Origin of the sequence: Paenibacillus hemerocallicola (assembly GCF_006265175.1) — a bacterium.
Taxonomy (GTDB): Bacteria; Bacillota; Bacilli; order Paenibacillales; family NBRC-103111; genus Paenibacillus_AB; species Paenibacillus_AB hemerocallicola.
Window position 1 is genome coordinate 153,490 of the sequence record NZ_VDCQ01000008.1, and the last position, 19,425, is coordinate 172,914.

18 protein-coding genes are annotated in these 19,425 nt (G+C 52.0%); 8 read left to right on the plus strand and 10 right to left on the minus strand.

The features are described 5' to 3' along the window. Positions 1 to 63: 63 nt before the first annotated feature. The 3 genes from FE784_RS08300 to FE784_RS08310 form a co-directional block, all read right to left on the minus strand. On the minus strand, positions 64 to 300 hold the full coding sequence (locus FE784_RS08300; protein ID WP_139601666.1) for a cold-shock protein: 237 nt from the start codon (positions 298 to 300) through the stop codon (positions 64 to 66). A gap of 113 nt (positions 301 to 413) precedes the next feature. Next, positions 414 to 614: a cold-shock protein gene (locus FE784_RS08305; protein ID WP_138879127.1), complete on the minus strand. Its 201-nt coding sequence runs from the start codon at positions 612 to 614 to the stop codon at positions 414 to 416. Positions 615 to 1,354: 740 nt separating this feature from the next. Then, entirely contained in the window at positions 1,355 to 1,708 is a 354-nt protein-coding gene (locus tag FE784_RS08310; protein WP_139601667.1) for a hypothetical protein, read from the minus strand. 312 nt (positions 1,709 to 2,020) lie between these two features. On the opposite strand from FE784_RS08310, the gene FE784_RS08315 reads away from it, so the two are divergent. Continuing rightward, positions 2,021 to 2,221 (plus strand): sporulation protein Cse60, encoded by a 201-nt coding sequence (locus FE784_RS08315; protein ID WP_139601668.1) that lies wholly within the window; start codon positions 2,021 to 2,023, stop codon positions 2,219 to 2,221. 159 nt (positions 2,222 to 2,380) lie between these two features. Here the strand turns inward: FE784_RS08315 and FE784_RS08320 are convergent, their stop codons facing one another. The 5 genes from FE784_RS08320 to FE784_RS08340 form a co-directional block, all read right to left on the minus strand. Next, a complete protein-coding gene (locus FE784_RS08320; protein WP_139601669.1) occupies positions 2,381 to 2,839 on the minus strand; it encodes a GreA/GreB family elongation factor in 459 nt (152 codons plus the stop codon). A gap of 247 nt (positions 2,840 to 3,086) precedes the next feature. After that, positions 3,087 to 3,563 (minus strand): hypothetical protein, encoded by a 477-nt coding sequence (locus FE784_RS08325; RefSeq protein ID WP_139601670.1) that lies wholly within the window; start codon positions 3,561 to 3,563, stop codon positions 3,087 to 3,089. A gap of 49 nt (positions 3,564 to 3,612) precedes the next feature. Then, entirely contained in the window at positions 3,613 to 3,840 is a 228-nt protein-coding gene (locus tag FE784_RS08330) for a DNA-binding protein (protein WP_139601671.1), read from the minus strand. 77 nt (positions 3,841 to 3,917) lie between these two features. Then, positions 3,918 to 4,118 (minus strand): cold-shock protein, encoded by a 201-nt coding sequence (locus tag FE784_RS08335; protein WP_085495361.1) that lies wholly within the window; start codon positions 4,116 to 4,118, stop codon positions 3,918 to 3,920. Between the two features lie 283 nt (positions 4,119 to 4,401). After that, complete coding sequence (locus FE784_RS08340) at positions 4,402 to 4,950, minus strand: hypothetical protein (RefSeq protein ID WP_139601672.1); 549 nt, start codon at positions 4,948 to 4,950, stop codon at positions 4,402 to 4,404. A 182-nt stretch (positions 4,951 to 5,132) separates the two neighbouring features. Between FE784_RS08340 and FE784_RS08345 the strand changes: the two genes are divergently transcribed. The 5 genes from FE784_RS08345 (at position 5,133) to FE784_RS08365 (ending at position 12,850) form a co-directional block, all read left to right on the plus strand. Then, positions 5,133 to 7,286: an ABC transporter transmembrane domain-containing protein gene (locus tag FE784_RS08345; RefSeq protein WP_139601673.1), complete on the plus strand. Its 2,154-nt coding sequence runs from the start codon at positions 5,133 to 5,135 to the stop codon at positions 7,284 to 7,286. Between the two features lie 27 nt (positions 7,287 to 7,313). Further along, complete coding sequence (locus FE784_RS08350) at positions 7,314 to 7,829, plus strand: hypothetical protein (RefSeq protein ID WP_139601674.1); 516 nt, start codon at positions 7,314 to 7,316, stop codon at positions 7,827 to 7,829. A gap of 192 nt (positions 7,830 to 8,021) precedes the next feature. Continuing rightward, positions 8,022 to 8,498 carry a hypothetical protein gene (locus FE784_RS08355; protein WP_139601675.1) on the plus strand — a complete coding sequence of 159 codons (477 nt, stop codon included), beginning with the start codon at positions 8,022 to 8,024 and terminating at the stop codon, positions 8,496 to 8,498. 281 nt (positions 8,499 to 8,779) lie between these two features. Next, positions 8,780 to 11,950: a S8 family serine peptidase gene (locus FE784_RS08360; RefSeq protein ID WP_139601676.1), complete on the plus strand. Its 3,171-nt coding sequence runs from the start codon at positions 8,780 to 8,782 to the stop codon at positions 11,948 to 11,950. Between the two features lie 123 nt (positions 11,951 to 12,073). Further along, complete coding sequence (locus tag FE784_RS08365; RefSeq protein ID WP_139601677.1) at positions 12,074 to 12,850, plus strand: C40 family peptidase; 777 nt, start codon at positions 12,074 to 12,076, stop codon at positions 12,848 to 12,850. Here the strand turns inward: FE784_RS08365 and FE784_RS08370 are convergent, their stop codons facing one another. Then, positions 12,851 to 14,218, minus strand: a complete 1,368-nt coding sequence (locus FE784_RS08370; protein WP_139601678.1) for a sensor histidine kinase — start codon at positions 14,216 to 14,218, stop codon at positions 12,851 to 12,853. It lies immediately after the preceding gene. A 10-nt stretch (positions 14,219 to 14,228) separates the two neighbouring features. Beyond that, positions 14,229 to 14,903, minus strand: a complete 675-nt coding sequence (locus FE784_RS08375) for a response regulator transcription factor (RefSeq protein ID WP_139601679.1) — start codon at positions 14,901 to 14,903, stop codon at positions 14,229 to 14,231. Positions 14,904 to 15,041: 138 nt separating this feature from the next. Here FE784_RS08375 and FE784_RS08380 point away from each other — a divergent pair, with 138 nt between their 5' ends. Both FE784_RS08380 and FE784_RS08385 read left to right on the plus strand, forming a co-directional pair. After that, positions 15,042 to 15,812, plus strand: coding sequence for a hypothetical protein (locus tag FE784_RS08380; RefSeq protein ID WP_139601680.1), 771 nt, complete (start codon positions 15,042 to 15,044; stop codon positions 15,810 to 15,812). 53 nt (positions 15,813 to 15,865) lie between these two features. Continuing rightward, positions 15,866 to 19,423, plus strand: a complete 3,558-nt coding sequence (locus FE784_RS08385) for an Npt1/Npt2 family nucleotide transporter (RefSeq protein ID WP_176706051.1) — start codon at positions 15,866 to 15,868, stop codon at positions 19,421 to 19,423. The last annotated feature ends 2 nt before the right edge of the window (positions 19,424 to 19,425 follow it).

The following is a 19,425-nucleotide window of genomic DNA, read 5'->3' on the forward strand; positions in this document are numbered from 1 at the left end:
GACAAAAAGAGCCGGACCGTCTTGCTCTTGGTCCGGCTCTCTTCGTCTTCTCCCATATGACCGTTACTGATCGCCGATTTGCACGCCTTTTTTCAGCGATTTCTGATCACTGTTTGTGTTGACAAGTAAGGGCAGCATCTTCGTACCGCGCTGCATCTCGGAGTTGCATTGCCGACAAGTTGGCACCGCCTCGAATGCGAAGTTGTCTCTCATCCAACCGTTGCAACCGTCCTTCGTGCACAACCAGATGGCCGTTAGTTCTTCAGGAATTTCCTCTAACTGCTTTTTCCTTGAATACATAGATGAGCCCCTCCCCTACACAATTTTCCGAAAAGAAGAAAAGCGTCTATCTTGCTGTAACGTTAAAAAAAACTGCCCCAACGTACGCGTAGGGCAGTTTTCTACCGTTAGACTTACAGCTTAACTACGTTCTCCGCTTGTGGTCCGCGGTTGCCTTGTACCACATTGAATTGAACGCGTTGGCCTTCGTCCAACGTTTTGAAGCCCTCGCCGGTGATTGCGCTGAAGTGTACGAACACGTCATTGCCGCCTTCAACCTCGATGAATCCAAAACCTTTTTCTGCGTTAAACCATTTTACTGTTCCTGTTTGCATGGATATGACCTCCACAGTGTTTATTTACATGATTTTTCTTTTTCGGTTACGAAAATAAAAATTCACATATTGGAAAAGGCACCATTTTTCATAATAGCAACCCTTTACAATATGTGAATAGGTTTCAATCATGGTTAATTACATGATACCACGTTAAAATTGGAAAAGCAAATTTTTCTCAAGATTATTTTCCAAATGATCCATCGGTCTAAATCCGGCCTCGGATGCCGTATCGGATAGGGGACAAATAACGGCGTCCGACAACGAATGCCGCGCATACATATGAATATAAGGAAAGCTTAAAGGAACGAGTACGATCGTAAAGGGCAAGCCACAGGACGAGAAAAGCGCGATCGATAGACGATGCGGCTGCAAATGTGCCGCCAGACCGAAAAGGAAAAGACGGCATAAACGACGCGCAAAGCGTGGCAACGTGCTTCGAGCGAAAACTTTTTTCTATTATGCGATCGGCAACGGGGCGCAAACAACGTTCACCAATCGTGATCGGCTCCCCGCTACGGCAGCAAAATACCGTATCTGCGACGCTTACCCTTCACCCATGTGTTCGTGGACGGGCTGCTGCAATCCCCCAGAAGCTATCTCGTGCGCACCGCCAAGCTCCGGTTTCTTTCCAAGCTGGCGCCGGTACGCGCGGCCCGCATTATCGCCGAATTCGTAGCGATCATTAAGAAGGCCTAGAAAGTCCGGAAACTTTCCAGGCACCGTTCGAGCGAAGCGTATTAGGCCGTTCCGATGTCGACGATCGTATATACGATTCTGGCGAATTGCGGAATCGTTCCGGCCGTTGCGGAAGTCAGCTCCAATACGGTCGCGGTCGCATCGGTAATGAGCCCCTCTTCCTGCTTTTGTCCGTCGATATACAACTCGTAGGCGTATTGGTGCCCCGCTACCGGCACGCTAACGTCTATGAACGCTGCGGCCGTAGCTCCCGTATCGGTTAGCCAGGTTTGAGGCCCGATCCCGATATCGACGGGAGTAGCCGCCGCCAAAGCAATAGCCGTCGGCGCAGTCATGAAATAATTGGTGATCGTATTCGTGATGACCATGCTGCGCGGCAAGATCAAATCTGCCATGCTGCAACACCTCCTTTGTTTACTAGTAAATTCCATCCCTCCCTTTTCGGAAACGGACATCTCAACTATCCATAAAGCCTGATTATCGCGCTTGCCAGGCCTCTGCTCCATTTCCAAAGCTGGCAATAAGTTGACACCTCCACCGGCCAATGCTATGTTGGACGTGATCGGCATTCCGCGATAACGCGGGGTGCCATCTGTACTTTTGCCGGTTTTCTTACATTTAATGTTACTTAAGCGTCGGGAGGTGAGCCGCCCCGAGACAAGCACGAACAATTCGTTATCCAATACTTAGCAAAGGGTGATGTTCCGATGATTCAAGTCAAAGAATTCGTAGACACCGACAAGTCCTATGCCGAGAAGAGAGCGAATGAGTTTCTGGCGGAACTGAAGGAAGATCAAATCGTCAATATTTGCTACGGGTCCATCATGAAACCGTCTCCGTCGGGCACCGTTTATCCGAGAAGCACGATACTGGTCGTTTATAAGACGGGCGGGGAGGACTCGAAGTGATCGCTCCCGCGTTGGCCCGGTATCCCCTTGCACAGAGCGGTATCTACACGGAGCCATAGTGCCGGCAGCCAAACAAGCAGCCTGACCTCGTTGGAGGCGGCTGCTTGTTCGGTTGCGCATCGATATCCGCTCGGATCCGATCCGATAATGATGGATTAACTAATAGATCTCCTCATGCAAATCGCCGCGGTTCATATATTTGATCTCCTCTACCCTGACCTGAACCTCTCCGGAAGGTATTTTGAGCTGATACGTTCCGTTCGTTCTCGTCATCAGCAGTTGGGAACCGATGGGAGACAAGAATGAGATTTTGTTGGCATTCGGATCCGCTTGATGAGGAAACACGATCGTATACGATTCGGTGAAATCGTCTTCTACATAGCATAGCTTCACCTGGCTGCCGATCAATACGGCGGAGGTTATGCTTTCTTCGCTGAATTCGGCCAATATTTGTTCGAGCGTCGAGGAATAAGCGGTAAGCGTTTGATCAATCTTGCTCCGTTCGTGACCGTAGCTCGGGCAATATTGGTCCAGGAAATGCGTCTTCTCGTCATTCAAATAAATAAGCTGGCTGATCAGCTGCGTCCGGGAGCCGTTCAATGCGAGACTATGGCTCATAGTAGATCTCACCTCCTAAACGAAGCTTCTCCACTGCGACAGTGATGACGGCTTTTCTCATATCGTTTTCCTCCTATAGCAAGATAGGCCTCCGCATATCGGGGCCTGCAGCTATCGTATCAAATTTTCCGAATTAAATCCATCGAAGCGTTTACACGCCCGCACGCGCAAAATAGCCCCGCAAAGGCGGAGCTTCTGCTTCGAAACCGACAACTTTGCGGGACCTCCGGATATTTCTATTACCGGCTCAGAGACGCGAAAACCCTTCTTCCTCAAGGTATTCCTTCGCTTCCTCGTACGTTTCGAATATCGCGTCCAGATCCATTCCGGCGAAAATGTACCACATCTGATCTTCGTCTTCGAATTTGAGCGTAAGCGACTGCTTCTTGTCGTTCGCCCACTGCTCTTCCCGAGCTTTCGCGGCTTTGCCGGACTGGCGGGCGCCCGATGACGTCAAAGAACGAATCGACTGTCCGATCAGGGCTCGAAGCTCTTCCTCGGACAGCTCGCGAATACTGACGAACCCTTTCTCGTCGGTGTCGTATTGCTTCAGAAGACCCGCGTACACATACCCGTTGCCGTTCGGATGCAGATGGTACAGAACGTTCTTTTTGTCATACGCGCTTTTCTCGTAGTGATAATTTACGCGACCGAGGGATACGTCTTTGCGCTGCAGCTCGGGGAATGAATCCGCAATGGCAAGCTTTTGTTCAAAACTGAGCATAAAGTGGCCTCCATGTAACAAATGGTTCCCTTCATTATAGCACTGTATCCTATACCCGACGAACGATCTGGTCGATTTCGCTTTTCAGCAACAAATAGCGATGGACGCTTCTCATAATCGGAACTTTGGTCAGCTTGTTTTTATCCACATACTGTTTCATCTCGTCTTTGGAGAGACCGATGAAATTGCCCGCTTCCGTAACGGTTAACACAACTTCATTGCTTGTTGCATTAAACGTCTTTTTCACTTTTTGGTTCCAGTCCGCAAATTCACGCATAAATCGGCCCCCTTCTCGTTGTCGAAAAAAAACAATGCCCCAAACGCGATGTTCGGGGCATTGGCTTCAAAGGTTTCTTACAGCTTTACGACATTCTCGGCTTGCGGTCCGCGATTGCCTTGTACCACATTGAATTCAACGCGTTGGCCTTCGTCCAACGATTTGTAGCCGTCTCCGACAATCGCACTGAAATGTACGAATACGTCGTTGCCGCCTTCAACCTCGATAAATCCGAAGCCTTTTTCTGCGTTAAACCATTTTACTGTTCCTGTTTCCATGGGAACACCTCCTAGAAAATTACATGAGCTCTTTATTTCGTTAAAATAAAAAATTCACATATTGTACAAGGTTATTTGTGTCAAAATAATAACCCTCTACGATATGCGAATTCAGGTCATATTCCAATAAGAAGATTATACCGCAGTCGAATCAAAAAAGCAAATAAATATCAGGTTGTTGAGAACGCGAGCAAGAAGAGGAAGCGATGAAGGCAAGGAGTTGGGGAATGCGCCGTTTGCAGCTAACCTTATTTCTTCCCCCTCCACCGCAACCCCGTTACCGTTACATGCCGAATACGGATGGATGCCTTACCGATTTTTTGCCGACGACATAATAACCCAAGCCCATGTAGCTGATCCCCCAGAGAACAGCTCCCCAATTGGATAGCGCCGGAATGAACATAATCGCCGGGAAGAGCAGGAACAGGACGACCGGCCAGGCCGGGAGAATTCGCGCGCGGAGCGTCTGGACGCAAAACCCGATTGTGCCGAGCATCGCCGCCGTCGAGTTGATCGTCTGCAACGGCGCCACGAACGGTTGATCTTCCGCCATAACGCCGAGCATCGTAGACCATACCAAAGCGGCGGTAAGCGTACTGCTGATCGACAGGAGCAGCACGGACGCCAGGCCGGTGATCCCGAGTCGATGCGCCTGATACAGGTAGACGCCAAATATCCCGACCCCCATAAACAGACAAGCAATCAAGCCGAACACCAGCTCCTGAACGCTGTTCTCTCCCCATATGAGGGCACTGGGCGTCATGCCGATCCTCGCGATCCCGCCCAATATGGCGACTCCCGCCAACGCTGTAGCGACCCGCTCCAAATTCATGTTCATCATCCCTTCGATCCATTATTCGTTCTTATACTACAAAGGTTGCCGCCGGCTAGCCAGTGACACGATGTAACCGATTTTGTCATCGGCGGCTTGGCTCGGGACAGTGTTTAAGCCGCCACCCGCACCGTTTACATCCTATTGGAACTGCGGTAATCTAAGGGTACCGGGAGGCGGAGATGAACTTGAGCTTTATACGGACGATGCTGCGCCATTTTGCACCATATAAGCTGCTGTGCGGCATATTTTTATTTGGCATATTCGTAGAGGCCGCTTATGCGGTGGCGGCTCCTTTGAGCTTGAAATATATGGTCGATGAGGCTTTCACGCCCAAAGACTTCACGATGTTTATGATTATTTTGGGCATATTGCTTGGCGGCGGTTTTTTCAATATTTGCGCTGGCGTCCTCGGAGACTTTACACTCGGCAAGCTGAGCGGCGAAGTGATCCGGAGACTGAGAACGGAGCTGTTCGATCACCTGCAGCTGCAGTCTCTTCCGTTCTACCGGCGCTATCGGGTCGGGGATCTGGTCACGCGCTTCTCCGCGGACATGGCTTCCATGGAGAGAGTGATCCGCTTCTCGTCTCCTTTATTTCTGAAAGAAGCTTTAAGCGTCCTGCTCGGGCTCTTCATGCTGTTTTCCATCGAATGGAAGCTGACGCTTGCCATGCTCGCCGGCTCCATGCTGATGTTCGTCGGCCCCCGGATGCTGCAGGGCCGCACGGAAGCGGCCAATGCGAATTATAAAGAAGCTCAAGAACGCTTCTCCAATGCGATCGACGAGACGGTCAAAGGTCATAAAACGATTAAGGGGCTGCATCAGCAGAACCGGATCCGGGAACGGGCCCGCAAGCAAATTTCCGAGCTGTTTTCGTTCGGCCTGCGTCTGCACCTGTTCAACTCTTTGATGGAACGGCTGCCCGTAACGGCTTTGCTGATCATGAACGGGATTATGATCGGCTTCGGCGGCTATTTGATTTTTCAGGACGAGATGACGGTCGGCGGCTTCATGGCGTTTTTCACCCTGTTTTTGAGCGTAGGCCAATCGGGCTCCAATTTGGCGTTCCTCATTCCGACCCTGATCGAATCGGGCGTCAGCTTCCGGCGCGTCGCGGAAATATTCGAGTCCCCGCCCGGCGTTCCGGAGGCGGAGAACCCGATAGAGCTATCTTCCGGCATAACGTCGATCCGCATGGATCATGTTACCTTCGGCTATACGGAAGATGCCGACCAGTTGCGTGACGTTTCCGTGCGCATTGCGGGCGGAAGCTATGTCGCTTTCGTCGGGCCTAGCGGTTCCGGCAAAAGCACCGCGCTGCAGCTGCTATCCCGCTTCTACGATCCGAAGCAAGGCTCGGTAGCCATAGACGATCACGACTTGCGTACCGTAAGCGAGGCTTCATTAAGAAGGCTATCGACTCTGGTTACTCAAGATACCTTTCTCTTTAACGCCACGATCCGGGAAAATCTGCTGCTGGATGGCGACCAGTCCGCGGAATCGGACATGGTCGAAGCGGCGAAGCAAGCCAATATCCATGACGCCATCTCCGGTTGGCCGGATGGTTATGACACATGGATTCATCATGAAGGCGGGTCCTTGTCCGGAGGCGAGCGCCAGCGTGTATCGCTTGCCCGGGCGCTGCTGAGAAAGCCCGAGCTGCTGCTGCTCGACGAGGTGACGGCCGCGCTGGACCCTGCTACGGAAGCGGATATCAACCGATTGATTCGACGACTGCGCGGGGACAAGACGATTGTTTCCGTCACCCACCGTCTCGCCTCCGTCGTCGATGCGGATGCCATCTATGTATTCCAGGACGGCCAAATCGCGGAATACGGCACCCACCGGGAGCTTCTAAGCAAGAACGGGCTGTACTCCGGTTTGTGGGAGAAGCAGCACGGGTTTCACCTGTCTCAGGACGGACTTCATGCAACGGTCGAGGTCGACCGGCTTGCGAAGCTGCCTTTTTTCGAAGGGATCGAGCTTCCGCTGCTTCGGGATATCGCCACCCTGTTTTCAACCGAAACTTGTCAAGAAGGCGACGCTATCGTGCGTGAGGGCGAGGAAGGAAATAAATTTTATATCATTGTCCGCGGCAAGTTCGAGATCATGAAGCAGCTGGCGGGGGAAGGCGAGAAGCGGGTAGCCGTTCTGCAGGACGGCGATCATTTCGGCGAAATCGCGCTGCTCAAGGGCATTCCGCGGACCGCAACAGTGAGAGCTGCGGGGCCCTCCGTGCTGTTGTCCGTAAGACGGGAAGCTTTCCATAGATTGACGGCCGAATATCCGCAGATGTTGGCAACGCTCGAGCGTACGCTGCAGAAGCGCATTTGACCGCTCCTAAGTAAAGGAGGATATGCCATGACCATGCACTGCAAACGCTGTACAACCGATGAAGACTTCGCCAAAGTCTGTTTGTTCGTTCTCGATAACAAACACGAGCTGCATCGATCTTTTTATACCATGGACATGGTGGAAGTGCTGTATACGTATGTGACTCAAGCCCATATGGTTTTCGTCGAAGACGCCGATAATCGGGTCATCGGGGCATCCGCCTATTACCACGGAACTCCGGAACGGGATTTTCAGGACAAAGATATCGCTTTTTTGGACATGGCTATTGCCGACAAAGCTTATCGGGGTACGCGGCTCTTTCTTGTCGGACTTCAATATATGGTGAACCAGATCGCCCAGGAGCACACGGAGGTACAGGAAATCAGGCTGGCCGCTCTTGCGGATAATGCATATTTGTGCAGGTTGTATTCCAAATTTACCGAGACCAGCTATTCGCGTGCAGGGACGGAGCTCGAACAACTCGTGTTTTGTGTCAAAATTAACAAATTAAAGGCTATCTTAAGGAAATACGGTAGGGTATAATTACAGCAGTGATACCGATGTGATACAAGAGAAGGAGGAGTACCCAATGATCATAATACCCCCTAGCATTAACAAGAAAAACGGCAGCAGTCTCGGAAGAATCGTTATTTTGAACGATGCTTTGAGAGCACAGCCGAAGTAATGCCGTTCCAGTTTCGTCCTTGTAACATGGAAATGGACCACAAGGCATATATGCATTTTCTGCTCCAGCATCACGACGGACTGAACTTGCCCTATCCGTTTGCCATGAAGCTCAGCTTTATGAGTAGCCCTCTGTTGTTCGGGAAGGCCATCCTCGTAATCGATGAGGAGCCTTACGAAATTGCCGCTGCCGCAGGGTTCGTATACGGCACGGGCGCCAATGAGTATCAGGATCGGCACATATGCCAAGTAGAGGTTGCCTTTATCCGGGAGGAATACAGGCGAACCTCTTTGTTTATACGCGGATTGCACGCGCTCGCCGCGGAGATGAAGGCCGGCAACCCCGACGTCGAACAGGTTCAGTTCTGGGCTCCTGCAGGTCAGGAGAATCTGGAGAAGCTTCTGTCCAAACTAGTCGCTCTTCCCGGTTCGACGAGATCGATCGTAAACGATTTGGCGTTCTATACCGTCCCCTTCCGGGAGGTAGAGTCTTATTGCCATCGATTCGGGAGCCGTGCTGAGCCGTAAAGCGACGCCGGCGCCTGCCGTTGTGAACCTGGGACTGTCGAGTAATATCGGCAGTCTTTTTTCGTCGGGAAGGGACCTTTCATAACGATAGCGACTGAGAGTAATAGATTACAAGAAGCAACCCGCGTTAGCCGGCTGCTTCTCTTTACTGTCCGCATTTTTACAATAGAACCGATATTTATTTATATGTATTTACAAATTTCGACAATGATAGACTTCCAATTCTTATACAATACATACAGGTACTACAATTGATTCGCGATTATAAAAGGAGGCGCACCATGCTTTTGCAGCAAAAGCGGAACATACTCATTTTCCTGATTTCTCTATTATTTTTATCCGGTCTCGCCATTCCCGTACGAGGGTTTGCCGAAGACGGTAACGGCACGATTACGGCAGCATCGGAAGCGCGGTTTAACGAAAGCGAAATTGTTCCGGGAAAAGTTATGGTCAAATACAAAAACGATGCCGGCAACGGAGACCAGAGCGTGCAAGCCCGGTCTTTCGCTTCTTCTTCGTTTACGGTCTTATCCTTTAACGAACAAATCTCTGTAGCCGATAAGCTGGCGGAACTCGGGCAAAACCCCGAGGTAGAGTACGCAGAGCCCGTCTATAAAATCCATCTCATCGCCTCCTCGTCGAACGACGCCGTCTCCGGCGCGGTATATTCCGGCTCCGAAGAGTATAAGCGGCAATGGGGAAAGCTGGCGACCGGTTTGGCGGACATGAGCGCCTTCTCGTCCCGTTCGCAAAATGAACAAATCACGGTCGCAGTCATGGATACGGGAGTGGATATGAACCATCCCGCTCTGCAAGGCTCGATCGTCCCGGGCTACGATTTCGTCAACGGCGATGCCGTCGCTCAAGACGACAACGGCCATGGTACGCACGTATCCGGCATCATCGCCTCGAATTCGGTCGACGGATCCGTTTACGGAATTGCCCCGGGCGTAAAGATCATGCCCCTCAAAGTGCTGGACAGCAAAGGAGTCGGAGACTCGGAGCAGCTCATAAACGCTCTGCAATTCGCCAAGACCCATCAGGCCGACGTCATAAATATGAGCATAGGCATTGGCGGCAACAGCAAAGCGCTGCATGAAGCGATCAAGGATGCCTATAGTCAAAACATAGTGCTGGTGGCGGCGGCAGGGAATGAGAGCAGCCATTGGATTTCGAATGAAGCCGGACAGCTCGACATTCCCACCTCCGATACAAAGCGTTACGTATCATTGACCAATTACCCTGCCGCTTACGAAGAAGTGATAAGCGTCGGCGCCATCGGGCAGATGCCGGACCGAAGCTTTGCTCTGGCCGATTTCTCCAACATCGGGAAGGTCGATATCGTTGCGCCCGGAGTCGATATTTATAGCACCGCCTTGGGCGGAGGGTATGTGTACAAATCGGGTACGTCCCAGGCTACTCCCATGGCCGCCGGATTGGCCGTGCTATTGAAAGCGACGAACAAAGCTTTGGGTGCCGAGGATATCCGTACGATTCTTAAAACTTCGGCGAAATCGGTAGAGCTGGTGACTTTGCGCGGCAAGACCTACACGAACCTGACCGTCTCTCCCAATACATACGTTTCCAACTCGATGGCTTACGGAGATGGCCTGATCCAAGGAAGTCGGGCATTTCTGATTCCAAGGCTCAAGCTGAAGCCGGTAATCGCGAACTTCCCGGGGAGCCAACAAGTGACATACGACGCGACTTTGCTCAACGTTCGCAATACGGTAGTCAAAGCTTCGTATGAAGTTTCTCTGGAAATCCGATTCTACAAAGATACGATTCTCGACCGCGATATGGACACTAGCAGTTCCCTCGGATTTGGTTCCAAGCGGAATTTGGCGGAAGGATATACAAGTCTATCCGCTACGGTCGGCAACTTCAATTCCGCGTACTATATTTATTTGTACGCCACTTGGAAAGAGGCACTCCCTGGCGGCGGATTTTATACGCATCGCTCCAACGCGGACACGTTCCTGAAGCGCCCTTCGGCGCCGATCGTCAGTCTGCAGTCGGGAACGTACACGGGAGAGCAAACGGTAAGGATCACCTCTCCCTATCAGGATGGGCGCCTGTACTATATGCTTCAAACGATTGACAAAACCTTTACCGGCAGCTCCGATGCTCGCGGCGGCAGCTTGCAGATTACGCAAGATTCGATCTTGACCGTCGCCACGCTGCTCTATGATCTATACAGTGACGACGCCGTCTACCAATACCTGATTAAGCCAAAGGCGGTCACGCCCGTTGGCGGCGGCGGCGGTGGTGGTGGTGGCGGCGGGGGCAGCAGCCAGTCGCCTCCGTCCAAAGATGCCGACGGGAAAATGAGCTATACGTTGAACCCTCCGCGAATCGATTTGTTAATCTCGCTCGGTTCCGGCTCAAACGAGCTGCTGCTGGATGCCAGAACGAAAGAAAAGCTGGACAAGCTCGCCGTAAAATTCGATGCCGATATCATTCCGAAAGCTTGGAGCCGCGACAAGTCGCTCGTCATCAAATCCAATGAGCTTACGGTATCGTTTCCGCCCAATGCTTTCGAGGTGAACAATCAAAATAATACGATTCAGTTTACAGCGGCTATGGATGCTGCGCCAGCCATCCCTAATTTTGCTGCCGCTTCGTCTATATACGATCTGACTATAACGGAAAAAGGGGACCCGATCCCTTCATTTGCCAAGCCCGTTCAGGTCACCTTCCCTTACGATAAGACGAAGGTGAACAATCCGCAAAATCTCGGCGTGTATGTACTCGATGAAAAAACCGGCGCATGGACCGGCTTGGGCGGAACGCCGAGCGAGTCCGGCGCGATTACGGCGTCCCTGCCGCATTTCTCCAAATACGCGGTTTTGGAGAAATTGCCGGCAACCGATAAACAACAGCCGCTTCCCGCCGCGCGGACTTTTGCCGATATCCAAAATCATTGGGCCAAGCCGGAAATCGAGAAGCTGGCCGCGGCCCGGCTAGTAGACGGGGTTGACGATACGTCCTTTAGACCGGACGCCGACATGACCAGAGCCCAATTCGTAACCTTGCTCGCCAAAGCCTTGCAGCTTCAGAGCCGCGGCACCGCCAAAACGTTCCGTGATGTCACGGCCGACGCCTGGTATAACAAATCGGTATATGCGGCCCACGAAGCCAACATCGTAAGCGGCGTAAACGAAACCGACTTCGCTCCCGATGCCCCGATCACCCGCGAGCAAATGGCTGTCATGATGGTGAACGCCTACTTGCACGCGACGGGGAAAAAGCTGTCCGATCTGGTTATCACCCAGGAAGTGAAGTACTCCGATGAGGGTAGCATCAGCGATTGGGCCAGAGCTTACGTTAGAGCCGCTTCCGGACTGGGCTTGGTAAACGGAACCGAGGCGGGCAACTTCGCCCCGGCCGATCCTAGTACGCGAGCCCAAGCCGCGGTCGTTCTTTATCGGATGCTGGGGAAAATCAAATAGATGATTGCCGGAGAATGAAAATGAAACGGAGCCTTTGTGTGAGAGGGCTCCGTTTTATTTTTGATAAAAAAAGGAAATATTGAAATCCTAACTTCATACTGCCCGCAGAAGGGAATTGGATGAATGGACAAAAAAACGGTACTGAAGTTAGGGTTATTGTGCAGCCTTATATTCCTATCTTCTTGTGCGGCGAAAGATGGGACACGATCCCAATCGATAAAAGGACATTCCACGAACACGGACCCGGGAGCAACCGTCAACACCGATTCGGAAGCGGAAGCCCCCGATACTGACCCTGAGCTGTATGTTGGAGATTTAGGAATCGAGCAGCTGATCTATCGCTACCGCGTAAGGAGCTTTGCCGCTGCGGATCCGAATGCGCAACCGTTATTGGATCCTAACGGGTTTCCTCTTATCCGGCGCTCCCCCCTCCCTTCCATCCGTCCGATCAAAGGGAGCTATGCGGAGAATATCGTCAAAACCGCCACAACTTATATGGGCACTCCTTACCTATACGGCTCTGACCGAACCGAACCGTCCTCTTTCGACTGTTCCGATTTTACGCGTTGGGTGTTCCTGTCTGCCTTGGGCATGGACCTGCCATGGGATTCAAGGAGTCAAGCCGCCTATGTCAGAGCCTTTTCCAAAAAAACCTATACGTCGCTGGAACATGCGCAACGCGGTGATTTGTTGTTTTTCTCAAGCTATCGGGGCAATAAAGCATCCGACTACATAGGCTTAAAGCCATCCGATAGGCCAATATCCCACATGGCTATTTATTTGGGGAATGGCAGGATCATTCATTGCGCTTCCAAAAAGAGCGGAGGTGTCCGTATCGATGAAATGAATTGGAGACAGCTGAACATCCGCTTCTTGTTCGGAGGCGGGATTCTGCCTTGACTACAACGGAATACGCACCTTGAACGTACTGCCCTCGCCTGGCGTGCTGTCCGCATGAATAGTACCCCGACCGGCGGCCACGATCGTTTTGGCGATCGCCAGACCGAGACCGTGGCCGCCGGCTTTGCGCGTTCTCGCCTTATCCTGGCGATAGAAACGGTCAAAGATGCGGGGAAGCGATTCGGCGGCAATGCCGATACCGCTATCCTTAACTTCGATTGCGAGGAAGCGGCCCCCCTTTTCCATGCCCTCGGCAAGCCTTACATCTACGGATCCGCTCGCCGGCGTATATTTAACCGCGTTATCGATTAACAGGACAAGCAACTGCTTCAATTTCTCCGCGTCCCAATTCACCGTCAGCCCATCGGGAGCATCCAGCTTAATGACAATATCCTTGGCTTTGGCCAATGGCAGGAGCTTATGGATCGCGCTTTCGGAGACCTCCCTTAGATTAAACAAGGAACGGTCCAGCGCAAATTCGCCTGCCTCGGATCGGGCCAACCGCAGCAGATCGCCGGCCAGCTTCGTCATCGAATGAACCTCCTCCTTCATGCCGTCCAGTACGTTGTACGAGAAGGAATCGTTCTCGGTGCGCGCATCAAGCTGAAGCGCTTCGATCGATGTCAGCATGACGCTTAGCGGAGTGCGCAACTCATGGGAAGCATCGGCAACGAACTCACGCTGTCTCGCATACATGTTGCCGATCGGTATAATCGCTTCCCGCGCCATTAGATGGCTGAGCCATAAAGCCAAGCCAAAGAACAGCAGCGCCATTCCGATCAGCAGAACGAGCAGCAAACGGAACAAATCGTGCTGGAATGTAACTTCCTTGCCTATGTATAAGGCGGCGATCCGTTCCCCCTTCCACAGCAGCTCCCGCTCCGTGACAAGGAATCTCGCATCCGTTAGCCGGCTCCGGCTTCCTTCCCCGTCCAGAGACGGATTGTCGATCATCTGCATAGTAATCTGCTCGATCCCATCCCGTTTGAACCGGCCCTTGCGGATCGACTCCATCACCTGAGTGCGCAGCTCGGGCTGAATCTCATTTTCCAGCTCCATCGTCCCATTCTCGGCAATCAAGTAATAGAACGATTGATCGGCGCTGATCGAGAACGCATCCTCTATTTCGCGCGGGGGACGTCTATTAGGATTCTCGTCTTGATCGGCCCAGTTCTGCAGCAAACGGATTTCGCTGTCGGCGATCTCGTTCAGACGATTCCGCTGATCGCTCCATATGAGCAAATATAGCAGGCCGTACACAATGACGACGAACAAACCGAGAAACACAACAAGCACCCCGCTATATTGCAAGGTGAGCTTATTACGCGTCCGGTCGAACAAATCGCCTTCCGCTTGCCGATTTTTCAACGAACTCCAGCTACGCTTCAATTTTATACCCTACGCCTCTCACGCTCTGAATGAGCTCCCTCGCCCCGGACTGCTCGAGTTTCTTGCGGATTAATTTCACGATCGCGTCGATCGTCTTCAGATTTACGTCGGCATCAAGACCCCATACTTTGTCCAGAATAACTTCGCGGGTCAGAGTGCGCCCTTTGTTCTGCAGCAGCATGTCCAAAATTTGAAACTCGCGCGGGGATAATTGGATTTGCCGGCCGCCTTGAATGACGGTCTGATTCGTCCGCTGCAGCTCCAGATCGCGGATCCGGATTACATCCTCCTGCAGGGGAACGAAATTTCTGCGCGTCAGTGCCCGCAAGCGAGCGAGCAGCTCGTCCATCTCGAACGGCTTGACCAGATAATCGTCGGCTCCCGCATCGAGACCTTCAACGCGGTCCTGCAACGCATCTCTCGCCGTCAGCATTAGAATCGCACCGCTATACCCCCTATTGCGGAGCTTGGCGCATGTATCCCGACCATCCCCTTCCGGCATCATCCAATCGAGGACGACAACATCGTAGCCGGAACCCGTCGCATATTCGAACGCCTCGTTGCCTGTCGTCACCCAATCGACGACGCAGCCCGCTTTTTTCTTCAGCATATGCGCGGTTAGCTCTCCAAGCCGGATATCGTCTTCCGCCAATAAGATTTTCATAGGCTCGTTCCATCTCCCGGTTCCTCTTCTAGAAATAGTATAATCGAAAGCCTTCGAGCTTTCACCGTAATTTCACCAAGTCCAAGTAATATGAGAATCAAGAAACGACAAATCCAATATATTGAAAGGAACATGACCATGAACAAAGTGAGGAAAATCATGATCGTCAGTACAATGGCAGCCATTATCGCAGGCAGTGGAGCGCTGGCGTTGAACAGCGGCTACAGGGCATACGCCGAGCCGACCGAACCTCCCCCGTCTTCCGGACCGGTAAAACATAGACCGGCTAAAGATGCGCCGAAAAGAGATCAAACCAAAGCCCCCGGAGCAATCGGCGCCCCCGGAAGAGCAGAGCTTTGCCGTCCTGTAGAAGGGGCCGCAAGCACCGGCACGACTACCGGCAGCACTCCTTCTGAACAAGAAGGGTTTTCAGTAGCCATATCCGATGGATTTGACACGGACCCGCAGGATCATGGCAGACCGGTAGTGCTTATCGCTGCGGCCCTCGGGGTACCCACGGAGGTGTTTAGGGAAGCATTTAGCGGCGTAACTCCTGCAGGGCTGGATAGCCAGCCAAGCCCGGAGCTGGCTCAGCGAAACAAAGCGGCCCTTTTGAAAGTACTTGCTCCCTACGGGATTACAAATGAACGATTGGACGAGGTGTCCGACTATTACCGCTATAACGGAAGAAACGGCGAAACGTGGCAAAAGACTCGGGCTGCCGCAGTCGCAACCGTTTCGAATGGCGTCGTGACCGGTATTACGATCACGAATCCGGGATCGGGGTATTCTTCAACTCCAACCGTAACCGTAACGGGACCAAACGGCGCCGTTACTGCGACAGCTGCGGTATCCTACACGAAAGACTTTAAAACCAATGGAAGTATTTCCGCTATAACGATCAAATAGCCGTGCATGCAACATAGAGTTGGCGTATGCATAAAGGAGTTGTAAATCGGGAGATGGGGATTGACAGGGCTATCCACAGGCTGTTTCCGACATTTGGCGAAGACCGCGCGGAGTATAGGAAAGTGATGCTGCTGTGCGGTTATTTATTTTGTGTGGTCTCAGCCTCAACCATAGGAAGAACCGCGTCGGATACCTTATTTTTAAGCCGGTTCGACAACTCCGCTTTATCTTTCATGTACTTGCCCCAAGCGATGATCATGATCCTATCCGGCATTATATTCCAACGTTATTCGCCCCGATTCCGGCTGGAGCGCCTCATTATGGCGCTGATCCCCGTAGTCGTAATGCTGGTGCTCATCTCCAGGATCGGAGTAGGACTGGATTTCCGCTGGGTTTTTCCGACGATTTATATAGGCTACGATGTGTTTAACTTTCTAATGATCGTCTGCTTCTGGCAGTTCGCCACATCGGTAATGGATCAAAGAAAAGCCAAGCGGATGATCGGAATTGTCGGAAGCGGAGGAATTGCCGGAGGCATTGCAAGCGGCTTTGGTCTAAAAGCCTTCGTCCCTTTATTGGGAACAGCCAATCTGATCTATGTGTACGCAGGGTTGCAATTGATAGGACTGGCGGTTGTGCTTCTGATCATACGCCTGTATCCGCAGGAGGCAGAAGCAAGACCGGCCAAAATCCAACCGCAAGCAAAGCCGGGCTTTGAGAGAAAAGCGGGCCTTTTTAAACATGTTCCCCATCTAAAATATGTGGCTCTGCTGGCGGCGGCGCTCGTATTCTCGCTAACGTTAATCGATTATCAATTTAAGGTCATTTTGAGAGGAAGCTTGCAAAATGAAGCTTTAGCTGGATTTATGGGCAGCTTTTACGGATATTCCGGGATCGCCGCGCTGCTTGTCCAGCTATTCGTTTCCGGTTGGGTTATAACGCGTTTCGGGGTTATGACGGCGCTGCTTGTTTTCCCCATCGCTTTATTTGCGGGAAGCCTGGGCATTTTGATGCTGCCTGTCCTTGCCATGGCCGTAATCGTTAAAGGTAGCGACAAAGTGGTCGGAGATACGATATACTCCTCGGTCAGCCAGCTCATCATGTTTCCCATCCCCCCGGAATGGCGCGGGAGGGCAAAAAGCTTTCTGGATGGTATCGTCAGAAACAGCGCAAAAGGGCTGGCAGCCGTATGCTTGCTCATCTCCTCGCGTCTTCTTGCTCCCGAGCAGCTCAGTTACGTAATACTTGCGCTGCTGGGCATCGGCGTCGTTGCCGCGATCAAGCTTAAGAAAGCTTATTTGCAAACTCTCGTATCGACGCTGCAAACGGGCAATCATGACCTTCAAAGGACAGAGCTGAACGTCATGGATCCGGCCAGCCGCCGCTTATTAACCGATGCTTTATTAAGCCCGGATACGCAGCAGGCTTTATATGCGCTCCGCGTTTTGCGCGGTATGGAGACTTTCGACTTCACTCCGTATCTCAAACCGCTTCTTCATCATCCCGATCCGAAGGTATGCATCGAGGCGCTGGCTTTAATAGAGCAGACGCTTCCGAACGGATTCGAGGGGATTGCGCAAACCTTTCTAGCTTCAACGCCTACCAAGGTAAAAGCAAAAGCGATCCTTGCATTGGCAGCCTACGCAAAAGAGGAGTACCTGGATGAAATAACAATCCTTCTTGAGGAACGGGAGGCTGAGATTCAAGCGGCAGCAATTGCGGCTTTAGTCAAATATTACGGCATTGAAGGCATGTTCAGATCGGTAGCGAAGCTCAAACAGCTAATCGAGAGCGATCGAGAAGAAAACCGGGTCGCGGTGGCCTCTCTGTTCGGGCAAATCGGAGTGAGAAGCTTCTATAAGCCTTTGGCCGCTTTATTGCAGGACAGCTCTTCTCCGGTAAGAATACATGCCTTGCAATCGGCAGCCGCACTTGGCGTGACCGCATTGATTCCGCTTATCCTGTCATGCTTAAAGGACTTTGAGACCCGACGATATGCCGTCGATGCGCTCTCTTCCTATGGGGAAACGGAAATCATCCCGCTGCTTAAGGGCTCCATGGATGGAACCGGCATCTCTTTGCATGTGCCCGCCGTATTTGAAAAAATCGGTACCCAGCAATCTTTCGACACGCTGCTTTCCTGCTACAGTGCGGCAACATTCGACATGCGGGATCAAATATTGGAATCGCTCACACGTATGCGTAAAAAGTCGCTTTTCGTCAGTCCAAAGGAAATCGTCGAAAGTCTTATTGCTGCGGAGATCCAGTCCTATCACCAATTCGCCGGGCACGGGGCACCGTTCATTGGTACGCGGCATGGTTTGGAGATCGGGATCATCATTGAACAAACTCGGTCAGCCATTAGCCGCCGCGTGTTTCAATTATTGGCTTTACTGTACGATGCCAGTACGATGCAGGCTGTTTTCAACAATTGGTCTAAGGGCGACTCCAGGCAGCAGGCCAATGCGGCCGAGGTTATCGACCAAACGCTGCATGGCTCCTTGCGGATGCAGCTGGCCGCCTTGATGTCCGCCCCCCGAAACATTTCGGGAAGCGCTTCTACTCAAGAAGAACTTGAAGCCCACTACGCTTGGCTCTCCAGTCAAGGCGATGAATGGCTCCAGGAAGTCGTAAGCTTTGCCGCAAATCAAAGCAAAGACTCCACTGCAGCCGACAGCGATATATCCGAACAGCTCGATCGTGTCGACTTATTGAGGAAAGTGCCGGTATTTCAGGGATTGACCAGCAAAGAGCTGTCAGGTATTGCCAAACGGCTGCAGCAAATAGGCGCAAGCTCCGGAACTATTTTAATCCGCGAAGGCGATCCGGGCGATTGCATGTATATTATGGGCAGCGGTCACGCCGGCGTTTATCGGAACGGACGGAAGCTCGGCGATTTGCATAGAGGAGATTGCTTCGGAGAAATGGCTTTGTTTGGCCAAGGATTGAGAACGGCCACCATTCGGGCGGAAGACGATCTTTTATTATGGCGGCTCGATTCTTCCATTTTCTACGACATTTTGTTTAACCATTCAAGTATAGCATTCGAGATGATGAAGCTGCTGTCGCGCAGGCTGAGATCGTTGTTGGAGCAAAGAGACGGCGGCGCGAAAACGGAAGCATTGTCTTTATCCGAAACAGCCGCCGCATCCTCCGGCAGCGACCGTCCCATTTCGGCTATGCACGGCAATGGCATATCCGGACATGAGACGATTTTACGTCGAATATTGACCTTGCAGAACATTGAATTGTTCGTCCATCTTGCGCAAGACGATTTCATTTGGCTTGCTCAGTTGATTGAAGAGGTGGAATATCCGGCCGGACAACCGATATGCCGTGCAGGTGAGTTCGGAGAAACGATGTATGCCATTGTTAGCGGGAAGGTACGCGTACACAGAGGCGCCGAAGAGATTGCGCGGCTGAACGAAGGAGAGTATTTCGGCGAAATGGCCGTCATAGACAGCGGCCCCCGTTCTGCGGATTGCACCGCGATCGACGATGTGATCGTATTGGAGCTGCATAGAGATCTGGTGATCGCTTTCTGTTTTCAAAATCGGAATGTGCTCAAAAGTATTTTGCGCGTTCTGGCAGACCGGCTCAAAGGGTTATAACC

Coding starts and splice junctions, on each gene's coding strand:
- FE784_RS08360 (WP_139601676.1), top strand. CDS start 8,780: ATGCTTTTGCAGCAAAAGCGGAACATACTCATTTTCCTGATTTCTCTA.
- FE784_RS08335 (WP_085495361.1), bottom strand. CDS start 4,118: ATGGAAACAGGAACAGTAAAATGGTTTAACGCAGAAAAAGGCTTCGGA.
- FE784_RS08365 (WP_139601677.1), top strand. CDS start 12,074: ATGGACAAAAAAACGGTACTGAAGTTAGGGTTATTGTGCAGCCTTATA.
- FE784_RS08320 (WP_139601669.1), bottom strand. CDS start 2,839: ATGAGCCATAGTCTCGCATTGAACGGCTCCCGGACGCAGCTGATCAGC.
- FE784_RS08310 (WP_139601667.1), bottom strand. CDS start 1,708: ATGGCAGATTTGATCTTGCCGCGCAGCATGGTCATCACGAATACGATC.
- FE784_RS08385 (WP_176706051.1), top strand. CDS start 15,866: ATGGGGATTGACAGGGCTATCCACAGGCTGTTTCCGACATTTGGCGAA.
- FE784_RS08300 (WP_139601666.1), bottom strand. CDS start 300: ATGTATTCAAGGAAAAAGCAGTTAGAGGAAATTCCTGAAGAACTAACG.
- FE784_RS08330 (WP_139601671.1), bottom strand. CDS start 3,840: ATGCGTGAATTTGCGGACTGGAACCAAAAAGTGAAAAAGACGTTTAAT.
- FE784_RS08350 (WP_139601674.1), top strand. CDS start 7,314: ATGACCATGCACTGCAAACGCTGTACAACCGATGAAGACTTCGCCAAA.
- FE784_RS08325 (WP_139601670.1), bottom strand. CDS start 3,563: ATGCTCAGTTTTGAACAAAAGCTTGCCATTGCGGATTCATTCCCCGAG.
- FE784_RS08380 (WP_139601680.1), top strand. CDS start 15,042: ATGAACAAAGTGAGGAAAATCATGATCGTCAGTACAATGGCAGCCATT.
- FE784_RS08345 (WP_139601673.1), top strand. CDS start 5,133: ATGAACTTGAGCTTTATACGGACGATGCTGCGCCATTTTGCACCATAT.
- FE784_RS08355 (WP_139601675.1), top strand. CDS start 8,022: ATGCATTTTCTGCTCCAGCATCACGACGGACTGAACTTGCCCTATCCG.
- FE784_RS08305 (WP_138879127.1), bottom strand. CDS start 614: ATGCAAACAGGAACAGTAAAATGGTTTAACGCAGAAAAAGGTTTTGGA.
- FE784_RS08315 (WP_139601668.1), top strand. CDS start 2,021: ATGATTCAAGTCAAAGAATTCGTAGACACCGACAAGTCCTATGCCGAG.
- FE784_RS08340 (WP_139601672.1), bottom strand. CDS start 4,950: ATGAATTTGGAGCGGGTCGCTACAGCGTTGGCGGGAGTCGCCATATTG.
- FE784_RS08375 (WP_139601679.1), bottom strand. CDS start 14,903: ATGAAAATCTTATTGGCGGAAGACGATATCCGGCTTGGAGAGCTAACC.